Annotated in this window: 24 protein-coding genes and 1 tRNA gene; 10 read left to right on the top strand and 15 right to left on the bottom strand. The window is 40.6% G+C overall.

Annotated features, from left to right (window positions below):
• Positions 1 to 10: 10 nt before the first annotated feature.
• From N2257_03635 to N2257_03625, 3 genes are all read right to left on the bottom strand, one after another.
• Positions 11 to 1,225 (bottom strand): hypothetical protein, encoded by a 1,215-nt coding sequence (locus tag N2257_03635; GenBank protein MCX7793485.1) that lies wholly within the window; start codon positions 1,223 to 1,225, stop codon positions 11 to 13.
• Between the two features lie 271 nt (positions 1,226 to 1,496).
• Entirely contained in the window at positions 1,497 to 1,661 is a 165-nt protein-coding gene (locus tag N2257_03630) for a hypothetical protein (protein ID MCX7793484.1), read from the bottom strand.
• 34 nt (positions 1,662 to 1,695) lie between these two features.
• Positions 1,696 to 1,785 (bottom strand) — tRNA-Ser (locus tag N2257_03625).
• 693 nt (positions 1,786 to 2,478) lie between these two features.
• Here N2257_03625 and selB point away from each other — a divergent pair.
• Complete coding sequence (selB, locus tag N2257_03620; GenBank protein ID MCX7793483.1) at positions 2,479 to 4,353, top strand: selenocysteine-specific translation elongation factor; 1,875 nt, start codon at positions 2,479 to 2,481, stop codon at positions 4,351 to 4,353.
• Positions 4,354 to 4,364: 11 nt separating this feature from the next.
• Here the strand turns inward: selB and N2257_03615 are convergent, their stop codons facing one another.
• The 8 genes from N2257_03615 to N2257_03580 form a co-directional block, all read right to left on the bottom strand.
• Entirely contained in the window at positions 4,365 to 4,799 is a 435-nt protein-coding gene (locus N2257_03615) for a hypothetical protein (GenBank protein ID MCX7793482.1), read from the bottom strand.
• Positions 4,800 to 4,919: 120 nt separating this feature from the next.
• Entirely contained in the window at positions 4,920 to 5,051 is a 132-nt protein-coding gene (locus tag N2257_03610) for a hypothetical protein (protein ID MCX7793481.1), read from the bottom strand.
• Positions 5,052 to 5,062: 11 nt separating this feature from the next.
• Positions 5,063 to 5,290, bottom strand: a complete 228-nt coding sequence (locus tag N2257_03605) for a DUF2892 domain-containing protein (protein ID MCX7793480.1) — start codon at positions 5,288 to 5,290, stop codon at positions 5,063 to 5,065.
• A gap of 15 nt (positions 5,291 to 5,305) precedes the next feature.
• Positions 5,306 to 6,937, bottom strand: a complete 1,632-nt coding sequence (locus N2257_03600; GenBank protein MCX7793479.1) for an efflux RND transporter permease subunit — start codon at positions 6,935 to 6,937, stop codon at positions 5,306 to 5,308.
• Positions 6,934 to 8,562: an efflux RND transporter permease subunit gene (locus N2257_03595; protein MCX7793478.1), complete on the bottom strand. Its 1,629-nt coding sequence runs from the start codon at positions 8,560 to 8,562 to the stop codon at positions 6,934 to 6,936. The genes N2257_03600 and N2257_03595 overlap by 4 nt, the downstream gene beginning before the upstream one ends.
• A gap of 18 nt (positions 8,563 to 8,580) precedes the next feature.
• Positions 8,581 to 9,693, bottom strand: coding sequence for an efflux RND transporter periplasmic adaptor subunit (locus tag N2257_03590; protein ID MCX7793477.1), 1,113 nt, complete (start codon positions 9,691 to 9,693; stop codon positions 8,581 to 8,583).
• A gap of 10 nt (positions 9,694 to 9,703) precedes the next feature.
• A complete protein-coding gene (locus tag N2257_03585; GenBank protein MCX7793476.1) occupies positions 9,704 to 11,068 on the bottom strand; it encodes a TolC family protein in 1,365 nt (454 codons plus the stop codon).
• Positions 11,065 to 11,454, bottom strand: a complete 390-nt coding sequence (locus N2257_03580; GenBank protein MCX7793475.1) for a metalloregulator ArsR/SmtB family transcription factor — start codon at positions 11,452 to 11,454, stop codon at positions 11,065 to 11,067. Before N2257_03580 ends, N2257_03585 begins: the two co-directional genes overlap by 4 nt.
• Before the next feature lie 647 nt (positions 11,455 to 12,101).
• On the opposite strand from N2257_03580, the gene selA reads away from it, so the two are divergent.
• Positions 12,102 to 13,559: an L-seryl-tRNA(Sec) selenium transferase gene (selA, locus tag N2257_03575; GenBank protein MCX7793474.1), complete on the top strand. Its 1,458-nt coding sequence runs from the start codon at positions 12,102 to 12,104 to the stop codon at positions 13,557 to 13,559.
• Positions 13,556 to 14,665 carry a metallophosphoesterase gene (locus tag N2257_03570; GenBank protein ID MCX7793473.1) on the top strand — a complete coding sequence of 370 codons (1,110 nt, stop codon included), beginning with the start codon at positions 13,556 to 13,558 and terminating at the stop codon, positions 14,663 to 14,665. The genes selA and N2257_03570 overlap by 4 nt, the downstream gene beginning before the upstream one ends.
• On the opposite strand, the gene N2257_03565 is transcribed toward N2257_03570, so the two are convergent.
• The 3 genes from N2257_03565 to lexA form a co-directional block, all read right to left on the bottom strand.
• A complete protein-coding gene (locus N2257_03565) occupies positions 14,652 to 15,284 on the bottom strand; it encodes a PHP domain-containing protein (protein ID MCX7793472.1) in 633 nt (210 codons plus the stop codon). The two genes, N2257_03570 and N2257_03565, sit on opposite strands and share 14 nt — an antisense overlap.
• 174 nt (positions 15,285 to 15,458) lie before the next feature.
• Positions 15,459 to 16,772: a DNA polymerase IV gene (locus N2257_03560; protein ID MCX7793471.1), complete on the bottom strand. Its 1,314-nt coding sequence runs from the start codon at positions 16,770 to 16,772 to the stop codon at positions 15,459 to 15,461.
• Positions 16,769 to 17,347 carry a transcriptional repressor LexA gene (gene lexA, locus N2257_03555; protein MCX7793470.1) on the bottom strand — a complete coding sequence of 193 codons (579 nt, stop codon included), beginning with the start codon at positions 17,345 to 17,347 and terminating at the stop codon, positions 16,769 to 16,771. The genes N2257_03560 and lexA overlap by 4 nt, the downstream gene beginning before the upstream one ends.
• A gap of 98 nt (positions 17,348 to 17,445) precedes the next feature.
• Between lexA and N2257_03550 the strand changes: the two genes are divergently transcribed.
• Entirely contained in the window at positions 17,446 to 18,339 is an 894-nt protein-coding gene (locus N2257_03550; GenBank protein ID MCX7793469.1) for a peptidyl-prolyl cis-trans isomerase, read from the top strand.
• A gap of 37 nt (positions 18,340 to 18,376) precedes the next feature.
• The gene (locus N2257_03545) at positions 18,377 to 19,327 is read left to right on the top strand and encodes a SurA N-terminal domain-containing protein (GenBank protein ID MCX7793468.1); all 951 of its coding nucleotides are present in this window, start codon (positions 18,377 to 18,379) and stop codon (positions 19,325 to 19,327) included.
• Here the strand turns inward: N2257_03545 and N2257_03540 are convergent.
• Positions 19,300 to 19,590: a hypothetical protein gene (locus tag N2257_03540; protein MCX7793467.1), complete on the bottom strand. Its 291-nt coding sequence runs from the start codon at positions 19,588 to 19,590 to the stop codon at positions 19,300 to 19,302. The two genes, N2257_03545 and N2257_03540, sit on opposite strands and share 28 nt — an antisense overlap.
• Positions 19,591 to 19,882: 292 nt before the next feature.
• Between N2257_03540 and N2257_03535 the strand changes: the two genes are divergently transcribed.
• The 5 genes from N2257_03535 to N2257_03515 all read left to right on the top strand — a co-directional run.
• The gene (locus tag N2257_03535) at positions 19,883 to 20,647 is read left to right on the top strand and encodes a TIGR04219 family outer membrane beta-barrel protein (protein MCX7793466.1); all 765 of its coding nucleotides are present in this window, start codon (positions 19,883 to 19,885) and stop codon (positions 20,645 to 20,647) included.
• A 34-nt stretch (positions 20,648 to 20,681) separates the two neighbouring features.
• Entirely contained in the window at positions 20,682 to 21,014 is a 333-nt protein-coding gene (gene yajC / locus N2257_03530) for a preprotein translocase subunit YajC (protein MCX7793465.1), read from the top strand.
• 17 nt (positions 21,015 to 21,031) lie between these two features.
• Positions 21,032 to 21,724 (top strand): HD domain-containing protein, encoded by a 693-nt coding sequence (locus N2257_03525; protein ID MCX7793464.1) that lies wholly within the window; start codon positions 21,032 to 21,034, stop codon positions 21,722 to 21,724.
• Positions 21,725 to 21,733: 9 nt separating this feature from the next.
• Positions 21,734 to 23,356, top strand: a complete 1,623-nt coding sequence (gene secD / locus N2257_03520; protein MCX7793463.1) for a protein translocase subunit SecD — start codon at positions 21,734 to 21,736, stop codon at positions 23,354 to 23,356.
• The coding region (locus N2257_03515) for a protein translocase subunit SecF (protein ID MCX7793462.1) at positions 23,353 to 23,847 on the top strand (495 nt) is incomplete at its 3' end. The genes secD and N2257_03515, both read left to right, overlap by 4 nt.

Here is a 23,847-nt window from a genome sequence, read left to right as displayed (position 1 = left end):
GCCTCCTTTCTTAAAAACTCATATTTAATGCAATTCTTCCCATAGGTCTACTATTAAAGTTCTCATTAACATTGTTTTCAATTCTCAGCAGTAAAGAGGAGGTCTTACCAATTTTCCATTTACCACCTATCCAGTATCTCTGGGCATAGTCGTAGTCTTCTTCTGAAAAATCGGGTCGTCTGTAAGAATCATACTGAATGCCGGCAGCGAGCATGAGTTTCTCATTTACTTCGTAGTCTCCCTTTATCTCAAAACCCCATATATTACCGCCGTAGCCATTTCTGTAATTAATGGAGGAGTCGAGTTTTAAATATTTCCGGGGATAGAGCCTTGCACCGATAATGTAATTATCAGCACTGTCGCTGTCTTCATAGGTCTGCCTTACGTAAGCTGTGTATATCGTGACAGGTGCTTCAAGACTGTATTCAGCTCTAAGAAGATACTCATTATATCTGTCAACCGCAAAGACACTGTATATTGAGGTGGAATCAAAGGTGGGATAGGAATGGTAGAACTCTGCCTTAAGCATAAGATCAGATAAAGGGAAAATGTCCGCTCCTACTGTTGCCTCATCTATCGTTTTAGAAAGGTTATCATATCTTATCTCTGCATAAGGGCTTACGTATCTGTACAAATATCTGAAGTTAAGACCGAACTCTTCCCTTGCCAGATCCCATTCATCATATTTCCGTACATAACTTGCTCCTAACCTCAGGGATCTGAGATTTTCAAGATGAATATCTAAACCTGCGAAATAATTTCCAAACCTTGAATGCTCAGAATCAAGAGAAAACTTAACATCTCTTCCACCTGCAAAGGTTATTCCTAAAGGTCCGATATTTTTTATGTCTGCACTTAAGCCATCCATGAGAGATGAACCGGCTGAGAAGTTAACGAACTGCCTTCCAAACCTGAAGGAGAGATTTTCGGTTGCAAGAAAATCAAGATATAGATAGTAAAGCCTTCCCCTTACTTCATCCGTCTCTCTCAAAGTAGTATCCCCGAAGTTATCCCATATCCTTCCATAACCTGATATCCTGAATCTGCTATGATCAGAAGGACTCATGTTGAATCTTAGATATTGACTTATAATTGTCTGACTGTCACCAAGAAGGTCATCGCCCCAGAGGAGCTGGGTTGAGGAGTCAAATTTAAGTTCGTAGGCATAGACTCTTGAATAGATAAGACAAAAGATAACTAATAAAAAGATTCGCCATGTATTCATCTCCTCCTCCTTTCCTTTAAGGATTTGATTTCTTTTATAATCGGCAGACCTTGCCATTTATTTAATGGCTTAGCAAATTATGTGCCTTTAATTTAAATTATAACTAGCTGACTTTATTGAAAAAAATTATATCTTGTGAAAAAGTGCGTTTTTTGACGCTTTTCTGTGAGTTATTTGACACAGTTTGATGGGCAGGAAAGACTAATCTGTAAAAAAGTTTATAACTTATTTAACTAGATTAAGCTTCTAAAAACTCTAAAAGTAACATTTACTAAGATTTCTTCGATGTGACAGCAAAGAACCCAGAATATACAGGTTTTACATCTTTTGATTTGCATTTTGGACAGCTAATCTCTGCCTTTTCTTTTTCCTTGATTGACATGGTAAGTGAGAAGGTTTCATTGCATTTTTCACACTTGAATTCATACACAGGCATAATACACCTCCTGTATGAATTTTTTTGAATCCTATGGCGGAGAGGGAGGGATTCGAACCCCCGGTAGGTGTAACCCTACAGCGATTTTCAAGACCGCCGCCTTAAACCACTCGGCCACCTCTCCGGAAGATATTATAACATAGCTTTATTTCATGTGATATAATGAATCAACCATGCAATATAAAGGGAAGAGAAAAGATATCTCATTTAGTTAGGCATACAAAATACCTGAAATCTTTAAAAGAGACTGAAGGAGATTAAAAAAGTATTAAAACTCAGGGATATGAGAAATTTATTCAAAAATTTTTCAGGACCGAAAAAGCTTCGGGAACTCTATCCTTATATATATTCATGACCTTTATCTAATAGTAAGAAATATACTTATATGATAGAAAATAGGGAAGAATGTTTTTCATTAAGTAAAAAGGTTGGCAATAAGATATGTCCCCTGATGAATCGTTATTTGAAAAGCTTATTTATGGTTTTAAGAAAGCACGGCTTAAAGGCAATTCTTGTAAGTAATTTGCTGCCTTATTACAAGGTGCCAGTATGACCAAGGAATTTTATTTTTTAATTAGAGATACAGAGCCTAATAGAAAAAAATTAAGAATTTTCAAATCTTTTTGGTCTATCTATTTTCAAAAGGGGATGAAACAATGAGTGAGGTTCTTACTGCAGAAGGAAGGAAATTTTGGATTTGATCTAGTCTTGCACCAGATCAGAAGTATGAAAGTATAAGTTCAAGAAGACCAAAAGACCTTGTCATAAGATTGATTGAGGAAACTATAAGGGTCAGAAAAAAGGAGAAAGATAACTCATGCCGCACATAATTCTCGGCACAGCAGGTCATATTGACCATGGGAAAAGCAGTCTTGTAAAGGCTCTTACCGGTATTGATCCTGACAGGCTCAAGGAGGAAAAGGAGCGGGGTATAACAATTGACCTTGGTTTCGCCTATCTCAATTATCCAGATGGTCTTACTGTTGGAATAGTTGATGTGCCGGGACATGAGAGACTTGTCAGGAACATGCTTGCCGGTGCAGCAGGAATTGACATGGTTTTATTTGTTATTGCTGCTGATGAGGGAATAATGCCACAAAGCAGGGAGCATCTAGCTATATGCAATCTACTTAAGATCAAGTCTGGTCTGGTTGCCCTAAATAAGGCTGATCTTGTTGAGCCAGAATGGCTTGAGCTTGTTCAGGAGGAGATAAGGGAATTTCTGAAAGGGTCATTTCTTGAAGGTGCTGATATCATACCCGTTTCAGCAAAAACCGGTTTGAATATTGAACTCCTTAAAGAAAAGATAAAGGAGATTGCTCTTAAGGTTCCCCAGAAACCCTCAGGAGGCGCCTTCAGATTACCTGTGGACAGGGTTTTTACACTTAAGGGTTTCGGTACTGTTGTTACAGGAACAGCAATATCAGGATCAGTGAGGGTTGATGATCAGGTAGAGATCCTTCCTTCAGGATTAAAGACAAAAATAAGAGGTATCCAGAGTCATGGAAAATCCATTACAGAAGGTTTTGCAGGCCAGAGGCTTGCCCTCAATCTTCAGGGGGTTGAAAAGGAAGAGCTCGAAAGAGGTGATATCGTGGCAAGGCCAGATACATTCAGGCCAACGAGATTGCTTAATGTAAGGATCGAAATTCTTAAAGATGCACCGGCTATTAAAAACAGGAGTCTTGTTCATCTTCATATATGGACATCAGAGGCGATCGCAAGGCTTATTCTCTTTGACAGGGATGAGCTTAAGCCAGGCAGTAATGCCTATGCGCAGCTCAGACTTGACAGGGACGTAATCACCTCAGCAGAGGACAGATTTGTCATAAGAAGAATATCACCACTTGATACAATTGGTGGTGGAGTGGTTCTTGATCCCTATCCATCAAGAAAGAGATACCCTGAATTAAAGGATGAATTACCAATTTTTGAAAGCGCCGAGCTTGAAGAAAAGATAGCCCTGAAGGTAAAGAGGTCAAAAGGTTTTCCTAAAAAGGAACTCTATGGCTGGATAAACAGAGAGCTTAAAGATATTGAAAATGCCCTCAAGGCTCTAAAAGAAAAGGGACAGGTTGTTGAGATAGATGGTATGCTTTTCCACAAAGCCAGTATAGAGGATATAAAAAATAAATTTATAGAAACCATCAGGGAATTTCACAATAAAAATCCCCTTAAACCGGGTATTCAGAAAGAAGAACTCAGGACAGGTTCAGGCATGGAGCAGAAGATTTTTGATTACATAATAGAAAGGACTCCTGAGATAATAAGGGAGGGTGAGTATTTGAGGCTTAGAGAATTCAGGACAGCTGCTGTTGATCCAGCACTCAAAGAAAGGATTCTTAATATGATAAAAGGAGGAGCATTCCAGCCACCATTTAAGGAGGAGCTTGCTGAGACAATTAATATTGATGCCAGAAAGCTTGATGATATACTGCGTCTTCTTCAACAGGAAGGGCTGCTTGAGAGGATAAATGACTCTTTCTATCTTTCACGGGAAAGCCATCTTGAACTTTTCAGGAGACTTAATGAGTTCTTTTCTAAGAAGAAAGAACTGACAGTGTCAGATTTCAGAGATATGCTCCAGACAACAAGGAAATATGCTATACCCCTTCTTGAATATCTTGATTCAAAAAAGATCACCATGCGTGTGGGTGATGTAAGAAAATTATTGAAGATGCCCAAGATTTGATCTATTAGAAATTATCTTTTAAAGAAAATCTGTAAAACAGCTATCAATGATGCGAATTGACCGATCCAGAAAAGAAACATCCATTTAATAATTTTTGATTTTGTTCCTTCAAGTCTGTCCTCAAGATTCTGGACATCCTTTCTAAGCTCTTTTAAATCTTCTTTTATCTTTATTACATCTTCATCAACTTTTCTTATATCACCCTCTAATTTTTTTATGTCACCTTCCAATCTTTTTATATCTATTTCTAGCTTTTTGATATCATCCTTTGTGGCTATTATACTTCCTTCTAGCTTTTTGATGTCATCCTTTGTAGCCAGGAAATCTCTTTTTTCTTCAATCCTTTTTTCGATCTTTGCATCAATAAATTCAACGATAGTTCTGGCCTCTTTCTCTCCAACCTTTTCTTTCAGAACCTCATAGAGTTCAATCTCTGTTACAGGCATACTAACCTCCTGAATCACTCTAACAAAATTCAGCAAGAAAGTAAAAACAAAAATTTATAGACTCAGGGTCGGATAAGACCCTGAGCTTTTATGCTGAAGACCTCAGCATCCCCAGGGATTTCAGCCGCCGCCACCATATATGCCAGTAAGGTAAAGGGCAGTAATATTCTTTCCTCTACAGAGAGAGCAGCTCTCTACTTTTGTGAAGTGGACCTTTCCGCAATCAAGACATAGATAGACTGTATCATTCATATGCAGCCTCCTTATTCTTTCTGAAGTCTCGGTTTTGCACCGAGGGCATAGAGCAGGTTCGCCATCAGGCAAAAACCTGTAAATGCAAAAACAAGAAGGTTTATACCTACAAGGGCTGTAAGTATAAGCCAGTAAGGACTGTGAATAACTGTTAGAATTACACTCAGCAGGATAAATATCCCTGCTATGAGCCATATTATCCTTTCAAGGTACCAGGAATCTGTCTTTGCAATATACATCTCAATACCTCCTTTTTAGATTTCTGTCATTTCATCTCTTGGTTCAGTTGCCTCAAGTTCTTCTGCCTTTATAGGGCATATCCTTGTCTTGAAGTATTCATAGTAAAGAAGAGGAACCGCAATAAGGGTCAGTGCAGTTGAGGCCACTGCACCGAACATCATGGCTATCGCAAGGCCCTGGAATATGGGATCGAAGATCATCACAAAGGATCCCACCACAACAGCTGCTGCTGTCAGTGCAATGGGTCTGAACCTGACAGCGCCTGCCTTTATAAGGGCATCTTTAAGACTTCCACATTCACGCCATTCCATCTGGATGAAGTCTACAAGGAGTATGGAATTTCGCACTATTATGCCTGCAAGGGCAATGAAGCCTATCATTGATGTTGCTGTAAAGAAGGCACCGAAAAGCCAGTGACCTGGCATTATTCCAACAAGTGTGAGTGGAATAGGTGCCATTATTATGAGTGGTGTAACAAAGTGCTTGAACCAGGCAACAACCAGTATGTATATAAGAATTAGCACTGCTCCAAAGGCAATGCCCAGGTCTCTGAAGACCTCATAGGTTATATGCCATTCACCATCCCATTTTATTGAATACTTATCTTCTAGATAGGGCTGTTTCGTATAATATTGCTTTATTGTGTAACCTTCAGGAATCTTAAGCTCTGCTATGGCCTTTTTCATCTTCAATATTGCATAAACTGGGCTCTCTTCCTTTCCTGCCACATCACCTGTTACATAGACAACCCTTTGAAGGTTCTTGTGGTATATGGCTTTATCCTCAGCTGTCCTTTTGATCTTGACCAGTTCACTTAGGGGTATGTTTCCCTTCAGTGTAGGGACAGTCATTGCCCTGAGGGCCTCTATCCTTGCTCTTTCTTCAAGAGGAAGCCTCAGGAATATCTCCACGGGTTCTTTTTCATCCACTACATGGGCAAGACCTGCAGGCATACCACCAAGGGCAATCCTGAGACTCTTGGCAACGGTATCGGTGCTCACACCATGGTAGGCAGCCTTTTCTTTATCTACATCAAAGACAATCTTTTCCTGGTCATCCTCCACATACCAGTCTGTATCAACAACCCCTTCTGTCTTTTCATAGATATTCATGATCTCTTTTGCTATCTCTATCTGTCTTTTATGGTCAGGACCGTAGACCTCTGTGACCAGTGTGCTCAGAACTGGTGGTCCGGGTGGAATCTCTGCAATCTTTATCCTTGCACCGTATTTTTTTGCTATCTCATTTAGTGGTTCTCTTATGGCTTTTGCAATATCATGGCTCTGTCTTGACCTTTCTGCTTTTGAGACAAAATTTACCTGTATGTCAGCTACATTCGGTCCTGTCCTAAGATAATAATGTCTTACAAGGCCATTGAAATTAAAGGGTGCAGAGGTGCCGGCATATATCTGATAGTCTGTAACCTCTGGTACAGTTTTTATATAATTTCCAAGCTCCATCGCAACCCTTGTGGTCTCCTCAAGGGTTGTTCCCTCCGGCATGTCAATTATGACCTGGAGTTCGCTCTTGTTATCAAAAGGAAGCATTTTTACAGTAACCTTTTTAAGAGGCAGTAACATAAGTGCTGCAGCAAGGAGTGCAAGCACGCCTCCAAGGGCAAGGTATCTCTTCTTTGAGTTATCTATAAGAGGGCCGAGGATCCTTCTGTATATGCCCAGAAGTTTTTCTCCCTCTTTTTCATGTCTGTCTCAGTCCTCACATTTTTCAGAACAATGTAGCTCATCCATGGGCTCACGATAAAGGCAACAAGCAGTGAAAAGAGCATGGCTGCTGATGCACCAACAGGTATTGGTCTCATATACGGACCCATAAGACCTGATACAAAGGCCATGGGTAAAAGGGCTGCTATAACAGTGAATGTAGCGAGTATGGTTGGGTTACCAACCTCATCAACCGCAAGGACTGCTGTGAGTGGACTTATCCTGTGGATTTTAAAATGCCTGTGGATGTTCTCAACAACCACTATGGCATCATCAACAAGGATTCCTATGGAAAATATAAGCGCAAAGAGTGTGACCCTGTTCAGGGTGTATCCGTAAAGATAATTGATGAGCAGTGTCAGGGCAAGGGTGACAGGAACAGCAACTGCAACAACTACTGCTTCCCGCCAGCCCAGGGTGATAGCTATTAAAAGGACTACAGAGAAGGTGGCTATGAGTATGTGTTTAAGGAGTTCATCAGATTTTTCCTTTGCTGTCTCTCCGTAATTCCTTGTTTCGAGAATCTTCACATCAAGTGGTATGAGCTTTCCTCTGAGATCTTCGATCTTCTTCTCTATTCTCTTTGCAATAATCGTTGCATTTGTTCCTTTCTTTTTTGCTATAGCAATGGTTACTGATTCATAAAGTTTGTGAGAATCTTCGGGTCTTAATGCCAGTCCCTCAGCCTTTTTATTGATACCAGGACCGAATCCTGTAAAGACATAAGTCTCAGGCTCAGCGGGTCCATCAATGATTTCTGCCACATTTCTGAGGTAAACAGGTCGTCCATTGAATGTGCCAACTACCACATTTCCTATTTCATCGGCAGTTCTGAGGAAGCCACCTGTCTCTACAAGTATTTCCCTGTTTTCTGCCTGCAGTGAACCTGATGGGATCACCACATTGGATGTCTGGATCATCTGCATTATCTGCACTGCCGAGAGATTGTATGCCCTCAGTCTTGAAGGACTGAGTATTACCCTTATCTGTCTCTTCTGTCCTCCTATTACGTGGGTTTCAGATACATCCTGATCCTTTTTTATCTCTGTGCAGAGTTCCTGGGCAATGCGCCTCAATTCATAGGAGCTGTATCTGTCTGACCATAGGGTATAGGCAAGAATGGGTACATCATCAATGGACTTTGGTTTCACAAGTGGCTGGGAGACACCAGGAGGTATGAGATCATAATGGGACATGAGCTTGTTATATACCTTTACTATTGCCTCTTCCATATCGTGACCTACATAGAACCTTACTATTGTGAGATTCATACCCGGTCTGGCAATTGAATAAACATACTCCACACCCTCTATTTCATAGAGGAACTTCTCCATGGGTCTTGTAACCCTATCCTCCACCTCTTTTGCTGAGGCTCCGGGGTATGTCACAAATATATCTATCATAGGAACAACTATCTGGGGTTCCTCCTCCCTGGGAGTTACAATTAATGCAAAGACTCCGGCAAGGAGTGATGCTATAACCAGAATAGGTGTGAGTCTGGATTTTATAAAGGCCTTTGCTATCGAGCCTGATATTCCTATGCTCTCCATGAAGTTCCTCCAACTTTTTTAGCTTTTTTTATAGATTCCGCCTTCTATGGCCCTGTCTACACCAACAGTTATAATTCTTTCACCCGGATTAAGACCTGAAAGAACCTCTACCATCCTCTTTTCAGGATAGGATGGACCTGTTCTGACAATTCTGTAGGAAATCACTCCACTGCTATCAACAACATATACACCTGTGAGCTGACCCCTCTTAACAATCGCATTTTCTGGAACCAGTATGCCTGTTTTTTTGCCTGTTAAAAATCTTGCCCTTCCATAAAGACCTGATTTAAGGTCCTTTCTGCTCAGGTCTATCTTTACAAGGAAGCTTCTTGTTAATGGGTCAACAGCTGGGATGATCTCTGATACCCTGCCTTCCAGGGCTTCTGCTCTCGCTTCTATATAAACAGGAACCTTCATTCCCTTTTTTACCTTCCCTGTGAATCTTTCATCAAGATATACCTCTAACCTGTAATTTTCACTGTCCTCAAGAGTGAAGAGAGGTGTGCCAGGCATTACCATATTGCCAAGTTCTACTTTTTTCTCTGTCACTATACCATTTATTGGTGATACAACCTTTGTATATCCATAAATGAGTCTTGCCTCTTCAAGACCTGCCTTTGCCCTTCTCACCATTGCCTCAATTCTCTGGAGTTCAAGAGTTGCGATCTCTTTCTGGGTCTCAATCTGGTCAAGCTCCTGCTGGGTCAGTGCCTTTTCATCGTAGAGTTTTTTATATCTTTCGTAGGTGATATCAGCAAGTCTTTTGTTCTGCCTTGCGCTTTCAAGGGCCTTTAGTGCCTCCTGGTAGGCCTCTTCTGCCTGAGCAAGCCTTTCACTGTAGTCCCTGTCATCTATAGTGAGGAGCAACTGTCCCTGCCTTACTCTTTCTCCCTCAATTGCATATACGCCAGTTACCTCACCCATTATTCTTGATGATATAGTTGTTGAGGTCCTTGGTCTCACTGTACCTGAAACATCATAGATTTCATCAATTTCCTGAGGTTTTACCTCTTTAACCTCTATGCCTGTTATCTCTAAAGGTCTGTAATGCTTTCCTTCATCCTTTTTGGTACAGGATATGAGGATAAGTGCCGAGGTTAAGGTTAGAAGTATAGTTAATATCTTCTTCATATCTGCCTCCTTAGTTCTTTATAAACTCATCCATCATGTTACTAACAAATAAAAGTCTTGCTATTGCCTCATAATAGGAACCTTCTTTATGAACCAGCTGGGCTCTGGCATTATCAAGGGCTGTCTGGCTGTCAAGAAGGTCAACTATCCTTGCAAGGTTGTTTTCATATCTTATTTTTATAAGTCTCCTGCCTTCCTGAGCAGCCTCAAGTGCAGAACGGGCAAGTTCCAGATTTGCCCTTGCCTCGAGTACAGAGCTGTATGTTTCGTGAACCCTGAACTTCACTGATTTCTTTAATCCATCAAGGTATTCACCGGCCTCCTTTAATTTATACTCAGCCTTTTTTGTAGCTGCCCTTGTCCTCCAACCACTGAATATGTCCCACCTCAGAAATGCCATTACCTGCCAGCTCTTTCCTTCTGAACCAAAGGGTGTATTTGGGTCATCGAGCTCATACTGCGCACCTATACCAATCTGGGGAATGTAATCAGACCTTTCCAGACTCACCATTCTCTTTGCATTTTCATACCTTAATTCCATTGCCTTTATCTCTTTGCCCTGAAGCGCCCTCTCAACATAGTAGGACTCTTCAAGGAGTTCATGCTCAAAATCTATCCCATCTGTAATATCGACAGATTCATCAAGACCCATGAGTAAGCCCAGTGCCCGTTTTGCAATCATGAGATTCTTTTCTGCTGAAATGAGTCTTGCTTTTGCATCGGCAACTCCAACCTCTGCCCTTAAAACATCTGACTGAAGCCCCAGCCCTGCCTCTGCCCTTTTCTTCGCAATCCTGAGATGTTCTTCTGCATTTTCAAGACCCAGTTTAGCCACATTCACATATTCCTTTGCTGTCCGAACTCCGAGATAGGCTCTGATGACCTCAAAGACTATCTCCTCCTTTTTTCTCTCAAATTCTTTGCTCGCTGTCTGGTACTCTCTTTTTGATATCTCAAGACCTATCCATGCCCTTCTAACATAAATGGGCATCTCCACACTCAGAACAGTCTGAAAATTGCTTATTGGCTCTGGATTATTGAATGTCCCCGGTGCACCCATGAGATCCTTAGGGGTGAATCTTTCCTGATTTATCTTTGTTGAGAAGACATAGGCTGGATTATCTGTTCTCATGAAGCGCTCTTCTATCCTTAGCTGTGGAAGGAGATAACTTCTTGCAATTGATATATCCTCTTCAGTAGCCCTCAGATTCATACCTGCTGCCCTTAAATGGTGATTTTCCTTAATAGCAATTTCAATAGCCTCTTTCAGGGTGTAGGCTTTCTCAGCATTGAGGTATTCTGGAGAAAATATAACAGTTATTGTAAAAAATACATAAATAATAAATTTATTCTTATAAGTCCCAACTCTCATCATCCGTGCACCTCCTGCATGAATCTTTTTAATATATTCATATCACATCTGCCTGTCCTTTTCTGGAATTCTTCACATTCTACAATCCTCAGTCTGTCAGTCCTTATCTGTGGATCATTTTTAAGGAGCTCTTTTAAGTTATTAATAAATTTTTTCTGCTCCTGTGAAAGATCTTCTGAAATCCTGTAAAAGAGTAATTTTCCATCCCTCCTGGTGGATAAAAGTCCAGCTTCTCTCAATAATCCCAGGTTTCTTGAGACAAGGGGCTGTGATGCCCCAACTATTGCCATCAACTGACAGACACACAGTTCTCTTTCAGTTAAGAGCATAAATATCCTCAATCTAAGAGGGTCTGAAAAGAGTTTCATGAGTTTTATGATCTGCTTCATATAAATATATTTACATATGTTTATATTAAAAGTCAAGAAAAAATTAAAAATTAGACTAAGATTGCTTAATTACATAGCCATGGTAGATAAGTATGCAGGTAGCTTGTGAAAAACAAGGTATACTGGCAGAGCTTTAAAATGTCTGGAAGAGCCTTGAAAGTTTTCTATTAAAATGGAGACTTATATTTGTCTCACACCTGTAAATCTTCCATTGAATATTGTGCTGGCATGGATATGGCCAAATCAATTTTTATAGTGTGTATTGATTCTTAAATAAATTAGACAGTTATTCATATTCTATATCACTATAAGGATTTAACCAGCTTAAGTAAGAATTTTATTATTGCATTAAATCTTCAGCATAGGAGGAATATTCATCTTATATTAAGTGTATAATTATCCAGTGCAGGATAGATTGTTTGTATTGTGTGAATCATGTAGGTTTATCTAATCCGATAGTACCGGTCCACCGAAAATGGTTTTTAGGATTTATCTGTAAATTTTAAAAAAAGCGAGTTCATAGGTCTTTGCCTTTTATAATCCCCTACTGAGTTGTAAACAGGCAAGGCCTGTATTTTTATAATAAATGCCAAGTAAGAATATGGCATAAAAAATCATCAATAAAAAAATGTTAAAATTAAAAACTTATGAACGCTGAAGTCCTTCTTAGAGATATTCCTTCGGTTGATAGCCTTCTTAAATCAGAGGAGGCTGTAAGATGGCTTTCAGAATATCCTCGGACGATAGTTGTAAATGTTATAAGAGAAAGCCTGTCCTTTCTGAGAGAAGAGATCAGAAAGGGTCTTTTCAAGGAAAGAGAATCCCTGAGGAGTTACCTCATATTCCTTATAGAAAGGGGGCTTGAAAGGGCCTCGGAGTTAAGTCTCAGGCCACTTATAAATGCAACAGGTGTTGTGATACATACAAATCTGGGCAGGTCTGTTCTTTCAGCAAAGGCCACGATGAATCTTATCCAGATTGCCAGGTCCTATTCAAATCTTGAATATGACCTTATAGAAGGAAAAAGGGGCAAGAGATATGTTCATCTGGTAAGACTTCTCAAAGAGGTAACAGGAGCAGAGGATGTCTTTGTTGTTAATAATAATGCTGCAGCAGTATTTATAACCCTCAATAGCCTTGCATCAGGCAGGGAGGTTATAGTCTCAAGGGGAGAGCTTGTAGAAATAGGTGGTTCCTTCAGGATGCCAGATGTTATGAGAATGAGTGGTGCAGTATTAAGAGAGGTTGGTACAACAAATAAGACCCATCTATACGATTATGAAAGGGCAATAAATGAAAACACAGCCCTCATAATGAAGGTTCACAGGTCAAATTTTAAGATATCAGGATTTGTTCAGGAGGTCTCTGCTTCAGAGCTTTTAGAGCTTGGCAGGTCAAGGGGGATACCTGTTGTATTTGATCTTGGAAGCGGCTGTCTTATAGACCTCAGAAAATACGGCATACCTGAAGAACCCTCTGTTCAGGAGATATTAAAAACAGGTGTGGATATAGTTACATTCAGTGGTGATAAGCTTCTTGGAGGACCTCAGGCAGGTGTAATACTGGGGAAAAGGGAATTAATTGAAAGGATAAGGAAATCACCCCTTGCAAGGGTGGTAAGGGTTGATAAGTTTACCATTGCAGCCCTTGAGGCAACTCTTTATGAATACCTTGATGAGGAAAGGGCAATTGAGAATATTCCCACACTCAGGATGCTCCTTGAGAAGCCTGAAAGTATCAGGAAAAGGGCAGAGGCATTGATAAAGAAACTTCAGAGGATTGATGGATTCAAAAGATTAAAGAGACCGGAAGAATCAGAGTCCATTTCTGAAGATATTCTAAAGAATATTAATGCCCTTTTATTTCTTGAAGAGGATTACTCGAGAGCAGGTGGTGGTAGCCTTCCTGAGGTTGAACTGAAGACATGGGGAGTCAGTGTAAAACCCCTCAAAGTATCCTGCAATCTCCTTGAGGAGAGATTGAGAAACTCTGATCCACCTCTAATAGCACGGATAAAGGATAACAGGCTCTTTCTTGATGCAAGGACCATTCAGGAACATGAAATAGACTCTGTTACAAAAATCATGGGCGGGATTTTCTCATGATCCTCTTCTTCATCTTCTTTTTCTCTCTATACGGAAGCATGCATCTTTATGCCTTTCTTAAAGTTAGAAATAATCTTTCTCTAAGCACAGGTCCCTCGGTACTACTGGCTCTATTCATGCTCATCATGACCTTTGCTCCTCTGATAATAAGGCTTTCTGAAAGACAGGGTCTTGAGGGATTTGCCATTTCTATGGCATGGATCGGTTATCTCTGGATGGCCCTTTTATTCCTTTTTACTTTTTTCTCCATTGCCTCTGATACTTTTATTTTCATCTTAAAAAGGATTATCCCTTCAATTTCAAGCTTCAGACCCTTAGCCTTCTACCTTTCTCTCTTTCTTTCCCTTTCACTCACCATATACGGTTATATTGATGCCTTAAATATCAGGACCGAAAGAATAGAGATTAAGAGCAGTAAGATAAAAAGGCCTTTAAGGATTGTCCAGATATCTGATGTCCATATTGGCCTGATCGTGAAGGATGAAAGGCTGAAGAGGATAATCAACAAGATAAAAGAGGCAGAGCCTGATATCCTGGTCTCAACCGGTGATCTTGTGGACGGCCAGATAGACAGGCTTGATGGTATTAGTGAGCATTTTAGGGAGATAAACCCTCCCTACGGTAAGTATGCTATTACCGGTAATCATGAATTTTATGCAGGCCTGAAGCAGGCACTCTCATTCACTGAGAAAGCAGGTTTTACAGTCTTAAGAGGAGAGGCTGTCTATCTTCCTGAATTAAATCTTAGTATTGCAGGTGTGGATGATACTGCAGGAAAAGTATATGGCCTTTACAGAGATGTGGATGAGGAAAGACTCCTTGGCAGTCTTGAACCGGAGAGCTTTATACTTTTTCTCAAACACAGGCCTCTTATTAATAACTCATCAAGAGGGCTCTTTGATCTCCAGCTCTCAGGGCATACCCATAAAGGACAGATATTTCCCTTCAGCATATTAACCAGATTGTATTATCCGAGGGATTCAGGATGTCTAAGTGATATAAACGGTTGCTATCTATATGTAAGCAGGGGCTCGGGTACATGGGGTCCACCTGTAAGGGTCTTTGCACCACCAGAGGTAACAGTGATAGAGATTACAAAAAATTAAATTCCATCCTGCTAATCTTTCTTACATCCCTGCCAGTGTATCTCCCTGCTTTTAGGAGAGTGATAAAGTTTTCTTCAGTAACCCTCTCTAAGAATTCTGTATAGCACTGACCAACCTCATGGGGCTCATGGGCATCAGAACCACCGGTGAAGGGAATACCCAGCTCCTGTGCAATCTCTACTGCCTTTACATTATAGGGATGCATGTTATAGCCATTATATCCCTCAATTGCAAAAAGACCTCTCAGGCTCCTGATCCTTTCCCCGATACTGTTTACCCCCCTGAAGGGATGAGATGGGATAATAATCCCGCCTGATGACTGAACAATAGTGAGCACCTCTTCAACCGGTGTATATTTCTTGAGATGTTTATCAGTATCGAATCCAAAGATAAGGCAGTGTCCTTCTTTTGTGGAAAATTCTACTCCTCTTAAGATCAATATATCTCCCCTGTATTTCCCCTTCAGGACTTCTACTGGTTCAGATGCTTCATAAGAATAATGCTCTGTGAAGGCTATTCCATCAAGACCTATCTCAATAGCCCTCTCTATTATCTCCTCAGGCTCAGAATCTGAATCACCGCTCAGTTTAGAATGGACATGAAGATCGATTCGAAACATGAGGATATTTTAACAGATAACTTTTCCTTGATATAATGCTCTGTTAAAGAATTCTTTAAAAAGAAAAAGATAGGCAGAGAAAAGATGTTCAGCTCGGGATGTACATCTTTAAGGAATGCTTCATGAAGTTTCGGTAAAGGATCTTTGATAGGCTTACAGATGCGAGCGAAGCCTTTAGATACTCTTTATTCTCAACAGTGGTATTCCGAGCCTCTGTCTCGAATTTTCTCCCTTAAGGAGTTCTTTTTTTCTTTCGGGAATGGTCCCCCTTTCTGTCTGGTGCTGGGGGGTATCAATTGCTTCAAGGCTTGAACCGTGGATTATAACATGCTTTCCGAATCTTTTAGAAAGCTGATCAACTATACTGTAAAGTCTTTCCATCTTTTCTATCATGAGGGGTTCTTCAAATAATGCGGGCTGAAGCGGCATCTGCTCCTGAAGTTCAGAAAGAATAACACCTGTCTGTCTGTAAAGAACATGAGGTTTATAAAGCCTCTCGAATCCTTCCCTTAAAAGGGGCAGTATTTCCGCTGGATAGGCACTCGCTCTCTGGAGTCTTAGCTCTATTGCTTCATCTCTGAATTCCTGAGTTCTTAAAAATAGTATTATCCTTTTTGCGGCAAGATTATACCTTCTTGCCTTTATGCAGGCATTCTCAAGATTTCTTGACAACTGGGCATAGACAAATTCCTTATCATCTGATGGTGGGGTGAAGGTTCTTGCCTTGCTTATTGATTTATAGCTCTCTTTCTTTTCGGAAACAACAGGATAAATACTTCTTCCATTCAGTTCATGCCATATCTCATGAAAGGGTTTTGAGAGATGTTTCTTAATGAATGCCTCATCCTTTCTTGCAAACTCAAGGGCTGTCTTTATGCCCAGTTTTTCAAGATAGGCTGATGTGTTAGGTCCTATCCCCCACACCTCCGATACCGGAAGGTTCTTAAGATAAAGATGGATTTCCCTTCCTGGTATGGCTGTAAGTCCTGCAGGTTTCTTGTGCTTTGATGCTATCTTTGCAAGTACCTTTGTGAGGCTTATACCTATTGATACAGTGATACCTAAATCTCTGTGTACGGTCTCCTGAATCTTCCTGCCGATTTCTTCATAGGAAGAATGATAAATCCTTCTCAGGCCAGTGAGGTCAGCAAAGGCCTCATCAATAGAATATTCCTCAACCACTGGAGAGAATCTTCTTAATATTTCAAAAAGTCTTACAGACATAAGGCTATAGGTCTCATAATCAGAAGGTAGTATTATAGCATCGGGACAGATCCTCTTTACCTCTCCTATTCTCATACCCCTTTTTATCCCCCTTGCCTTTGCTTCATAGCTTGCAGCAGCAACTATGCCACGCTCAAGACCTGTTACTACAGGTTTACCTCTTAATGCTGGATTCAATGCCTGTTCACAGGAGGCAAAAAAGGCATCAGCATCCACATGAAGGATTGCCTTCGGCCAGGAGCATATTGTCAAGGGCTCATTCATTTGTATTTCCTCACTACCGCTATAACAACTCCACCTATTTTGAGCTCCTTTTTAGGCTTGAGGGGTTTATATTTTGGATTTGCTGGAAGGAGGATGATCTCATTTTTTTCTTTCTTAAAGTATTTCATCGTCCACTGACCATCGACCTCTGCTATGACTATGTCTCCGTTTTTAGGTGTTAAAGACCTGTCAACAATAACCATATCCCCTGGAAGTATGCCTGCCTCAGACATGGAGTCTCCCGTAACCCTGAGCATAAAGGTAGATGAGGGATTTTCTATGAGCCATCTGTCAAGAGAGAGGGTGTCTATCAACTCTTCTTCAGCAGGACTTGGAAAACCAGCTTCCACTGTACCTAAAAACCTGAGAGGTTTTGCCAGTGCGCCGGGTATGAGCCTGCCCTTTGAATCCTTTTTGATAAAACCAAGATTCTCCAGTTTCTGGATAAATTTATAAGCACCATTCTTTGACCTGAAGCCAGCAAGTAAAGCAATCTCAGAATAAGAGGGCATCCGTTGATTTTTCCAGTAGAAATTAAGAAGTTTATCAAGTCTTTCTTTAAAAACCCTTTCCATGCTTTTATTTTATGGTGAACAGTCGTTCACTGTCAAGTCTTTACCTCCTGTTCTGCTATAATAAATTGCTTTAACCAAATATAACCGGAGGTGCTTTTATGAAAAAACTGGGTTTTTTGCTCACCCTGCTCCTGCTCTTCCTTTACGGTTGTAGCAGGAATGCCATTACTGTCGATGGAGAGGGTATACCAAAGGAGGTTTATAATGCTGTTGTTAAGGAGAGACTTGAGGCCCATAAGGCAATGGGTATCAAGTTTGATGAAAAGGCACTGAGAAGAACTGTTGCTGATGAGCTTATTGCAGAGGTTCTGCTTTTAAAAGAGGTAAGGTCAAGAAAGATAGAGGTAAAAGAGGATGAGGTAAAAAAGATAATTGATTCAATGAGAGGCAATAAAACAGAAGAGGAATTCAGAAAAGAGGTTAAAAAGGCAGGTCTTTCCTACGATACCTTTAAGACCAGAGTAAGAAACAGACTGCTAATAGCTAAACTCATGGAAGAACTTGTAAAGGATGATTCCGTGACAGAAAAGGATATGATGGATTTTTACAAAAAGAGCCAGGTTCCCTTTCTCAAACCCGAGACGGTTTTTGTTAAGATTGTCCAGTTAAATACAGAGGATGACGCAAAGAAAGCGATGGAGGCAATAAAGAAGGGAGAAGATTTTGATAAACTTGCTGATAGACTTTTAAAGGAGAATAAGGCATCCGTTACTGATTATGGCTGGCTGAACCCTGACACAATATCCAAAGAGATAGGCGAAGCAATGAAGACAGCGAAACTCAATCAGGCATACGGTCCTTACAAGGGCAAGGACAATTCCTATTATATCTTCAGGATAAAGGAAAGGGAGGCATCAAGGGTTCTTTCCTTTAATGAGGCAAAGCCCCAGATAAAGGCAATGATACTCCAGCAGAGAAGACAGGAATTGATGGCCCATCTTGTTGATGTAAACAGGAAGAAGGCAAAGATAAAATACAATATAAGTTTTTAACATTAGCATTTAATGAATTAATAAGGTGATGATTATCATGATGAGGGGTTTTCTATTTCTTATTGCTCCCTTTATTCTTCTTTTCCCACTGTTAACCTCAGGTGGTGTTATTATTGATGAGGTTGTGGCTGTTATCAACAATGAACCCATAACCTGGAGTGAACTTTACAGAGAGATGGATTTCCTTGTGTCTGAAGAGGTCAGAAATCTGCCTCCTTCCGAGAAGAGAAAATTTTTTGAATCAAACAGAGAATTTCTTCTTGAGGGATATATTAATTCACGGATTATCCTTAAGGAGGCGAAGTACCTGGGAATAGATGCCTCAAAGGAGGAGGTTGATGAGGCAATTGAGAGGATAAAGAAAAAGTACTCAATGGATGATGCCACCTTTCTTGAGACGCTGAAAAAGGAGGGGTATACCACCCAGACTTACAGAAAAGCCCTTTCAGAACAGCTCATAATAAGTAAGATTGTATCCCAGGAAATAAGAAGCAGGATAGTAGTGACAGAAGGTGAGATAAAGACCTATCTTGAAAAACATCCTGAATTAACAGGTCCAGAACACATCAGACTCAGGCAGATATTTCTTAAAAGGCCAAAGGATTCAGAGATAGAATCCTTTCAGAAAAAGCTCGACACTCTTGTTGAAAAGCTTAGATCTGAACCCTTTGAAAGGCTGGTGCTTCTTTATTCCGAGGATTTAAGAATCCCCGGAGGAGATCTCGGTTATATTAAAATCTCAGATCTTTCACCCCAGTTCAGAGAGGCGATTAAAGGTCTGAAAACAGGAGATATAAGCAGGCCCTTCTGGACAGAAAAAGGTCTTTACATACTGAAGGTAGAGGAACGTATAGGTGGAATGACCCAGGAAGAGGCGCAGAGATATGTCCGCCAGATACTTGAGTCTGAGAAATTTGATAAATTATACAGAAGATGGTTAAAGGGACTCAGGGAAAAATATTATATTGAGATAAAGTCTGAGTCCTGAACTGTATCCTGAGGGTCCTTCTTCTTTACTATAAGCCAGGCAACAGGTATGGCCTGTTCATTCTTTCTTCTATCAAAAGGTACGGGCTCGGAGCTTTTTCTTCTATCCACAACTATTTTAATATCAGAAAGGTCATATCCTCCGAGAATCCTGGGGTTCAGTATAAGATATTTATCAAGGCTGCAATAAGGACAGATATTTAATAACTCTCTATTAGCAGTATAGGAGATCCTGCCACATTTTGGGCATATGAACTTTTCCATAAGGCCCTCCAAAGAATTTTTGTTAATCATGATATCAAAGAAAAGTATCTCTGTCAAGAAAGGAATATGAAAATATTGCTTTGATTTTTTAAGCTGATAAATAAGAATTTAGCTTTAAAGTGTTTAATTTTGAATCTGAAAATGGAAAAAATTTTTTCTCCTCTTCTGATTTTTGAATATAAAAAATCATGAATTAAAATAAAACTAAAGGTTGAAAAATTCTTTTATTTAATTGCATAATATTCAGACAAAATGGCCATTGGCCTTTAGATGTCCCGAAAAGGGGGAATTTATGAGCAGGATAATCTATTCAGTTATTATTGTGAGTTTATTAATCCCTGCAATTGCAGGAGCAATAGGCTTTGAGGCATCCATCGGTGCATGGAATCAGGACCCGGAAGGTTATGTGAGCTATAAACCAGTAACGAGTGCAGACAGGCTTGATATTGAACAGGACCTTAATTATGATAAGGAGACAAAGGTTTTCGGGAGACTCAAGATTGATATGCCCCTCGTGATACCGAATATCTATCTAATGGCGACTCCGAGCAGATTTGACGGAAGGGGTCAGAAAGATGTGAGCTTTAAATTCGGTGATAAGACCTTTAATGCCAATGTACCCTTTGATTCAGAGGTTCAGCTTGACCATTATGACATTGCCCTTTATTACGGAATACCAGGGCTCAAGACTGCCACACTGGGTATTTTAAATATAGAGCTTGGACTCAATGCAAGGATAATTGATTTCTATGCAGAGGTTAAACAGCCTACAACCAGTATTTCTGCATCCAAAAGTGCTACTATACCTGTTCCAATGGTCTATGCAGGAATACAGGTAGAACCCGTTGATCTTTTAAAGATAGAAGGTGAATTCAGAGGAATTGCCTACAGCTCCAATCATTATTATGATATTATCGGAAGACTGAAATTGAACCCCTTTGGTCCGCTTTTTATAGCCGGTGGTTACAGATATGAGGATGTAAAGATTGATTACTCAGATATTGAAGCGGAGTTTAAACTCAAGGGACCTTTTCTAGAGGCAGGGATCGAGTTTTAGAATTGATAAATTACCTAAATAAAAAGGAGGTTATATGTTTGATTTAGCATGGGCAATGGGGCCCCAGCCACAGGGACAGCAACCAGGAGGCCTTGGAGCTCTTCTGAGCACACTGATTCCCTTTATACTGATCTTTGTGATCTTTTATTTTCTCCTGATCAGACCACAGCAGAAGAGGGCAAAGGAGCACCAGAAGATGCTTGAGTCCCTGAAAAGGGGCGACAAGGTTATAACTGCTGGTGGTATTTATGGAGTTGTCGAGGCAGTTGGAACAAATACAGTGACATTGAAGATTGCTGAGAATGTGAAGGTTAAATTTGGCAAGGCATATATTGCTGCCAAGAGACCCGATACAGAAGAGGATTAAAAGGATTAGGTCTGGAATTGAGGATCCTTACTTCTGAATTTATTGAGAAACTTAAACAGAGTGAGAGGGCAAGGCAGTATATAACCAATGCAGACAAATATCTTGAGGCAATTGGCTACACCGAACATGGCTTCAGGCATGCTGAGATAGTATCCAGCACAGCCTACAGGATTCTCAGGGAGCTTGGTTATCCTGAAGAGGAGGCACTTCTTGCCCAGATAGCTGGATATCTGCATGATATTGGTAACATGCTCGGAAGGCATCACCATAACAGAATCAGTGCTCTTCTTGCAAAGGATGTCCTTGAGGAACTAAATCTTGGTCTTGCTGAGATAACGAGGGTAATGATGGCTATTATAGGTCATGAGGAGGATGAAGGTGTCATTGTGCCGGATCCTGTTGGAGCTGCACTTCTTATAGCAGACAAATCGGATGTTCACAGAAGCAGGGTAAGGAATCCCTCCAGTGTATCAGAGGACATCCATGACAGGGTTAATTTTGCTGCAACAAATTCAGAACTTATTATAAAAAAGGGTAATGGCACAGAAGTAGCCGGAATAATTCAGCTCATGGTAACGATTGATACAAGGATTTCTCAGGTTATAGATTATTTTGAGATCTTTCTCTCAAGGATGAATGCATCCAGAAAGGCTGCAAAGATACTCAACTGTAATTTTTATCTTTATATCAACAATACAAGGATGGCCTGAGGAGGCGAGATGAAGAAGGCAGTTAGGTGGAGATTGGGCTTAATAGGCTTCACAGTTGTACTTTCTGTTATCTTCTTTTTACCAAATACACCTTTATGGAAGTACATGCCTCAGTGGTGGAAGGATAACATGCCTCAGAGAGGCATTGTCCTCGGTCTTGACCTACAGGGTGGAACCCATCTCGTCTTTGAGGTTGACAGTAAAAGGTTTACAGAGGTTATGACTGACAGGCTCAGCCAGTCACTGAAGGGAATTTTTGAGAAAAAGAATATAAAGGCTGAGGTTTTTCCCAGAGGTAATTATGTGGAGATAATTTCTCAGACCGATGTCGGGGCACTCATAAAGGAGAATTATCCTGAAATGGAGATAACAAGGACACCTACTGGTTTTACTGCAAGGTATTCAGAAGGAGAGATGGTAAGGATTCTCGAGAATGCCAGGGAGCAGGCCCTTGAGACAATCCGTAACAGGATAGACCAGTTTGGTGTAGCAGAACCAACAATACAGAAGCAGGGTAAGGATGAGGTGGTTGTTCAGCTTCCTGGAATAAAGGATCCCCAGAGGGCAATAGAGCTCATAGGAAAGACAGCCCAGCTTGAATTCAAACTACTTGATGAGGAAACTCAGCTCTGGAATGAATTGCCAGCGGTAATAAAACCATCCGAAGAAGAGGATTTTTTAAAACAATTTCTTCCCAGAATTCCTGAGGGTGATGAGATATTATTCCAGAGGATAGTTGATAGGCAGACTGGCGAGGTATATAAAAAACCCTATATATTGAAAAAGGAGGTTCTTCTTACAGGTTCACTCCTTACAGATGCAAGGGTTCAGATTGATTCCAGGTTCAATGAGCCTTATGTATCACTTACATTCAATTCCCTGGGTGCAAGGATATTTGAGGATGTGACTGCAAAGAATGTAAAGAAGAGGCTCGCCATAGTCCTTGACGGAAATGTTTATTCAGCACCTGTAATACAGGAAAGGATTTCAGGAGGAAATGCACAGATAACAGGAAACTTTACAATGGAAGAAGCAAAGGATCTGGCAATAGTTCTCAGGGCAGGTGCCCTTCCCGCACCTCTAAAACTTCTTGAGAATGTTACTGTTGGACCTTCACTTGGTAGGGACTCCATAGAGGCTGGAAAGACAGCTGCAATCGGAGCTTTTATAATGGTTGTTATCTTCATGGTCTTTTATTACAGGCTATCAGGTCTCATTGCGGACATTGCCCTTATACTAAATCTTGTTCTTCTCATAGGTGCTATGGCAATGCTGAATGCAACACTTACGATGCCCGGTATCGCTGGAATTATACTTGCTATAGGAATGGCGGTTGACTCAAATGTCCTCATGTTTGAAAGAATCCGCGAGGAGCTCAGGCATGGTAAGACCCCCCGTGCGGCAATTGATTCAGGGTATAAAAAGGCCTTCTGGACCATATTTGACTCCCATGTCACGACCCTTATAACTGCAGCTGTGCTCTTTCAATTCGGTACAGGTCCAATAAAAGGCTTTGCTGTTACTTTAAGCCTGGGAGTGGCAATAAATCTCTTTACAGCCCTTATAGGTACCAAGACTGTTTTTGATATGATAATCTCAAGAAAGACAGAACTGAGGAGGCTCAGTATATGATTGAACTCATAAAGAATGTGAATATAGATTTCATGGGCAAGAGGTATCTTGCCTTTATCCTTTCAGGAGCACTTATTATACTCGGTATCATAGGACTGGTTGAGATATCAAGAGGCAAGGCAAATCTTGGAATAGACTTTGCTGGTGGAGTAGCTGTGGAGATAAAATTTAAAGAGAAATTCTTCCTTTCAGAGATAAGGGAAGCCCTTCATAAGGCAGGACTGAGGGATGTGGAACTCCAGGATATTCCTGAGCAGAAAAAATTAATTGTAAAGATAAAGAGAAAAGAAGAAGAGATACAGAAACTCACAGGAGCAATTATTCAGGCATTAAGGACATACATGCCTGAGAGGGATTTCACCATTGAATCTACAACAGAGATAGGACCCAAGGTTGGAAAACGTCTTAGGGATGATGCCCTCTGGGCAATAGCCATGGCTACTGTGGGTCTTCTTCTGTACATAACACTGAGATTTAAATTCAGGTTCAGC

This window comes from Thermodesulfovibrionales bacterium (assembly GCA_026417875.1).
Taxonomy (GTDB): domain Bacteria; phylum Nitrospirota; class Thermodesulfovibrionia; order Thermodesulfovibrionales; family CALJEL01; genus CALJEL01.
Note: the sequence above shows the minus strand (reverse complement) of the source record. Positions and strands in the feature narration are given on the sequence as shown.

Coding starts and splice junctions, on each gene's coding strand:
- N2257_03635 (MCX7793485.1), bottom strand. CDS start 1,225: ATGAATACATGGCGAATCTTTTTATTAGTTATCTTTTGTCTTATCTAT.
- N2257_03630 (MCX7793484.1), bottom strand. CDS start 1,661: ATGCCTGTGTATGAATTCAAGTGTGAAAAATGCAATGAAACCTTCTCA.
- selB (MCX7793483.1), top strand. CDS start 2,479: ATGCCGCACATAATTCTCGGCACAGCAGGTCATATTGACCATGGGAAA.
- N2257_03615 (MCX7793482.1), bottom strand. CDS start 4,799: ATGCCTGTAACAGAGATTGAACTCTATGAGGTTCTGAAAGAAAAGGTT.
- N2257_03610 (MCX7793481.1), bottom strand. CDS start 5,051: ATGAATGATACAGTCTATCTATGTCTTGATTGCGGAAAGGTCCACTTC.
- N2257_03605 (MCX7793480.1), bottom strand. CDS start 5,290: ATGTATATTGCAAAGACAGATTCCTGGTACCTTGAAAGGATAATATGG.
- N2257_03595 (MCX7793478.1), bottom strand. CDS start 8,562: ATGGAGAGCATAGGAATATCAGGCTCGATAGCAAAGGCCTTTATAAAA.
- N2257_03590 (MCX7793477.1), bottom strand. CDS start 9,693: ATGAAGAAGATATTAACTATACTTCTAACCTTAACCTCGGCACTTATC.
- N2257_03585 (MCX7793476.1), bottom strand. CDS start 11,068: ATGATGAGAGTTGGGACTTATAAGAATAAATTTATTATTTATGTATTT.
- N2257_03580 (MCX7793475.1), bottom strand. CDS start 11,454: ATGAAGCAGATCATAAAACTCATGAAACTCTTTTCAGACCCTCTTAGA.
- selA (MCX7793474.1), top strand. CDS start 12,102: ATGAACGCTGAAGTCCTTCTTAGAGATATTCCTTCGGTTGATAGCCTT.
- N2257_03570 (MCX7793473.1), top strand. CDS start 13,556: ATGATCCTCTTCTTCATCTTCTTTTTCTCTCTATACGGAAGCATGCAT.
- N2257_03565 (MCX7793472.1), bottom strand. CDS start 15,284: ATGTTTCGAATCGATCTTCATGTCCATTCTAAACTGAGCGGTGATTCA.
- N2257_03560 (MCX7793471.1), bottom strand. CDS start 16,772: ATGAATGAGCCCTTGACAATATGCTCCTGGCCGAAGGCAATCCTTCAT.
- lexA (MCX7793470.1), bottom strand. CDS start 17,347: ATGGAAAGGGTTTTTAAAGAAAGACTTGATAAACTTCTTAATTTCTAC.
- N2257_03550 (MCX7793469.1), top strand. CDS start 17,446: ATGAAAAAACTGGGTTTTTTGCTCACCCTGCTCCTGCTCTTCCTTTAC.
- N2257_03545 (MCX7793468.1), top strand. CDS start 18,377: ATGATGAGGGGTTTTCTATTTCTTATTGCTCCCTTTATTCTTCTTTTC.
- N2257_03540 (MCX7793467.1), bottom strand. CDS start 19,590: ATGGAAAAGTTCATATGCCCAAAATGTGGCAGGATCTCCTATACTGCT.
- N2257_03535 (MCX7793466.1), top strand. CDS start 19,883: ATGAGCAGGATAATCTATTCAGTTATTATTGTGAGTTTATTAATCCCT.
- yajC (MCX7793465.1), top strand. CDS start 20,682: ATGTTTGATTTAGCATGGGCAATGGGGCCCCAGCCACAGGGACAGCAA.
- secD (MCX7793463.1), top strand. CDS start 21,734: ATGAAGAAGGCAGTTAGGTGGAGATTGGGCTTAATAGGCTTCACAGTT.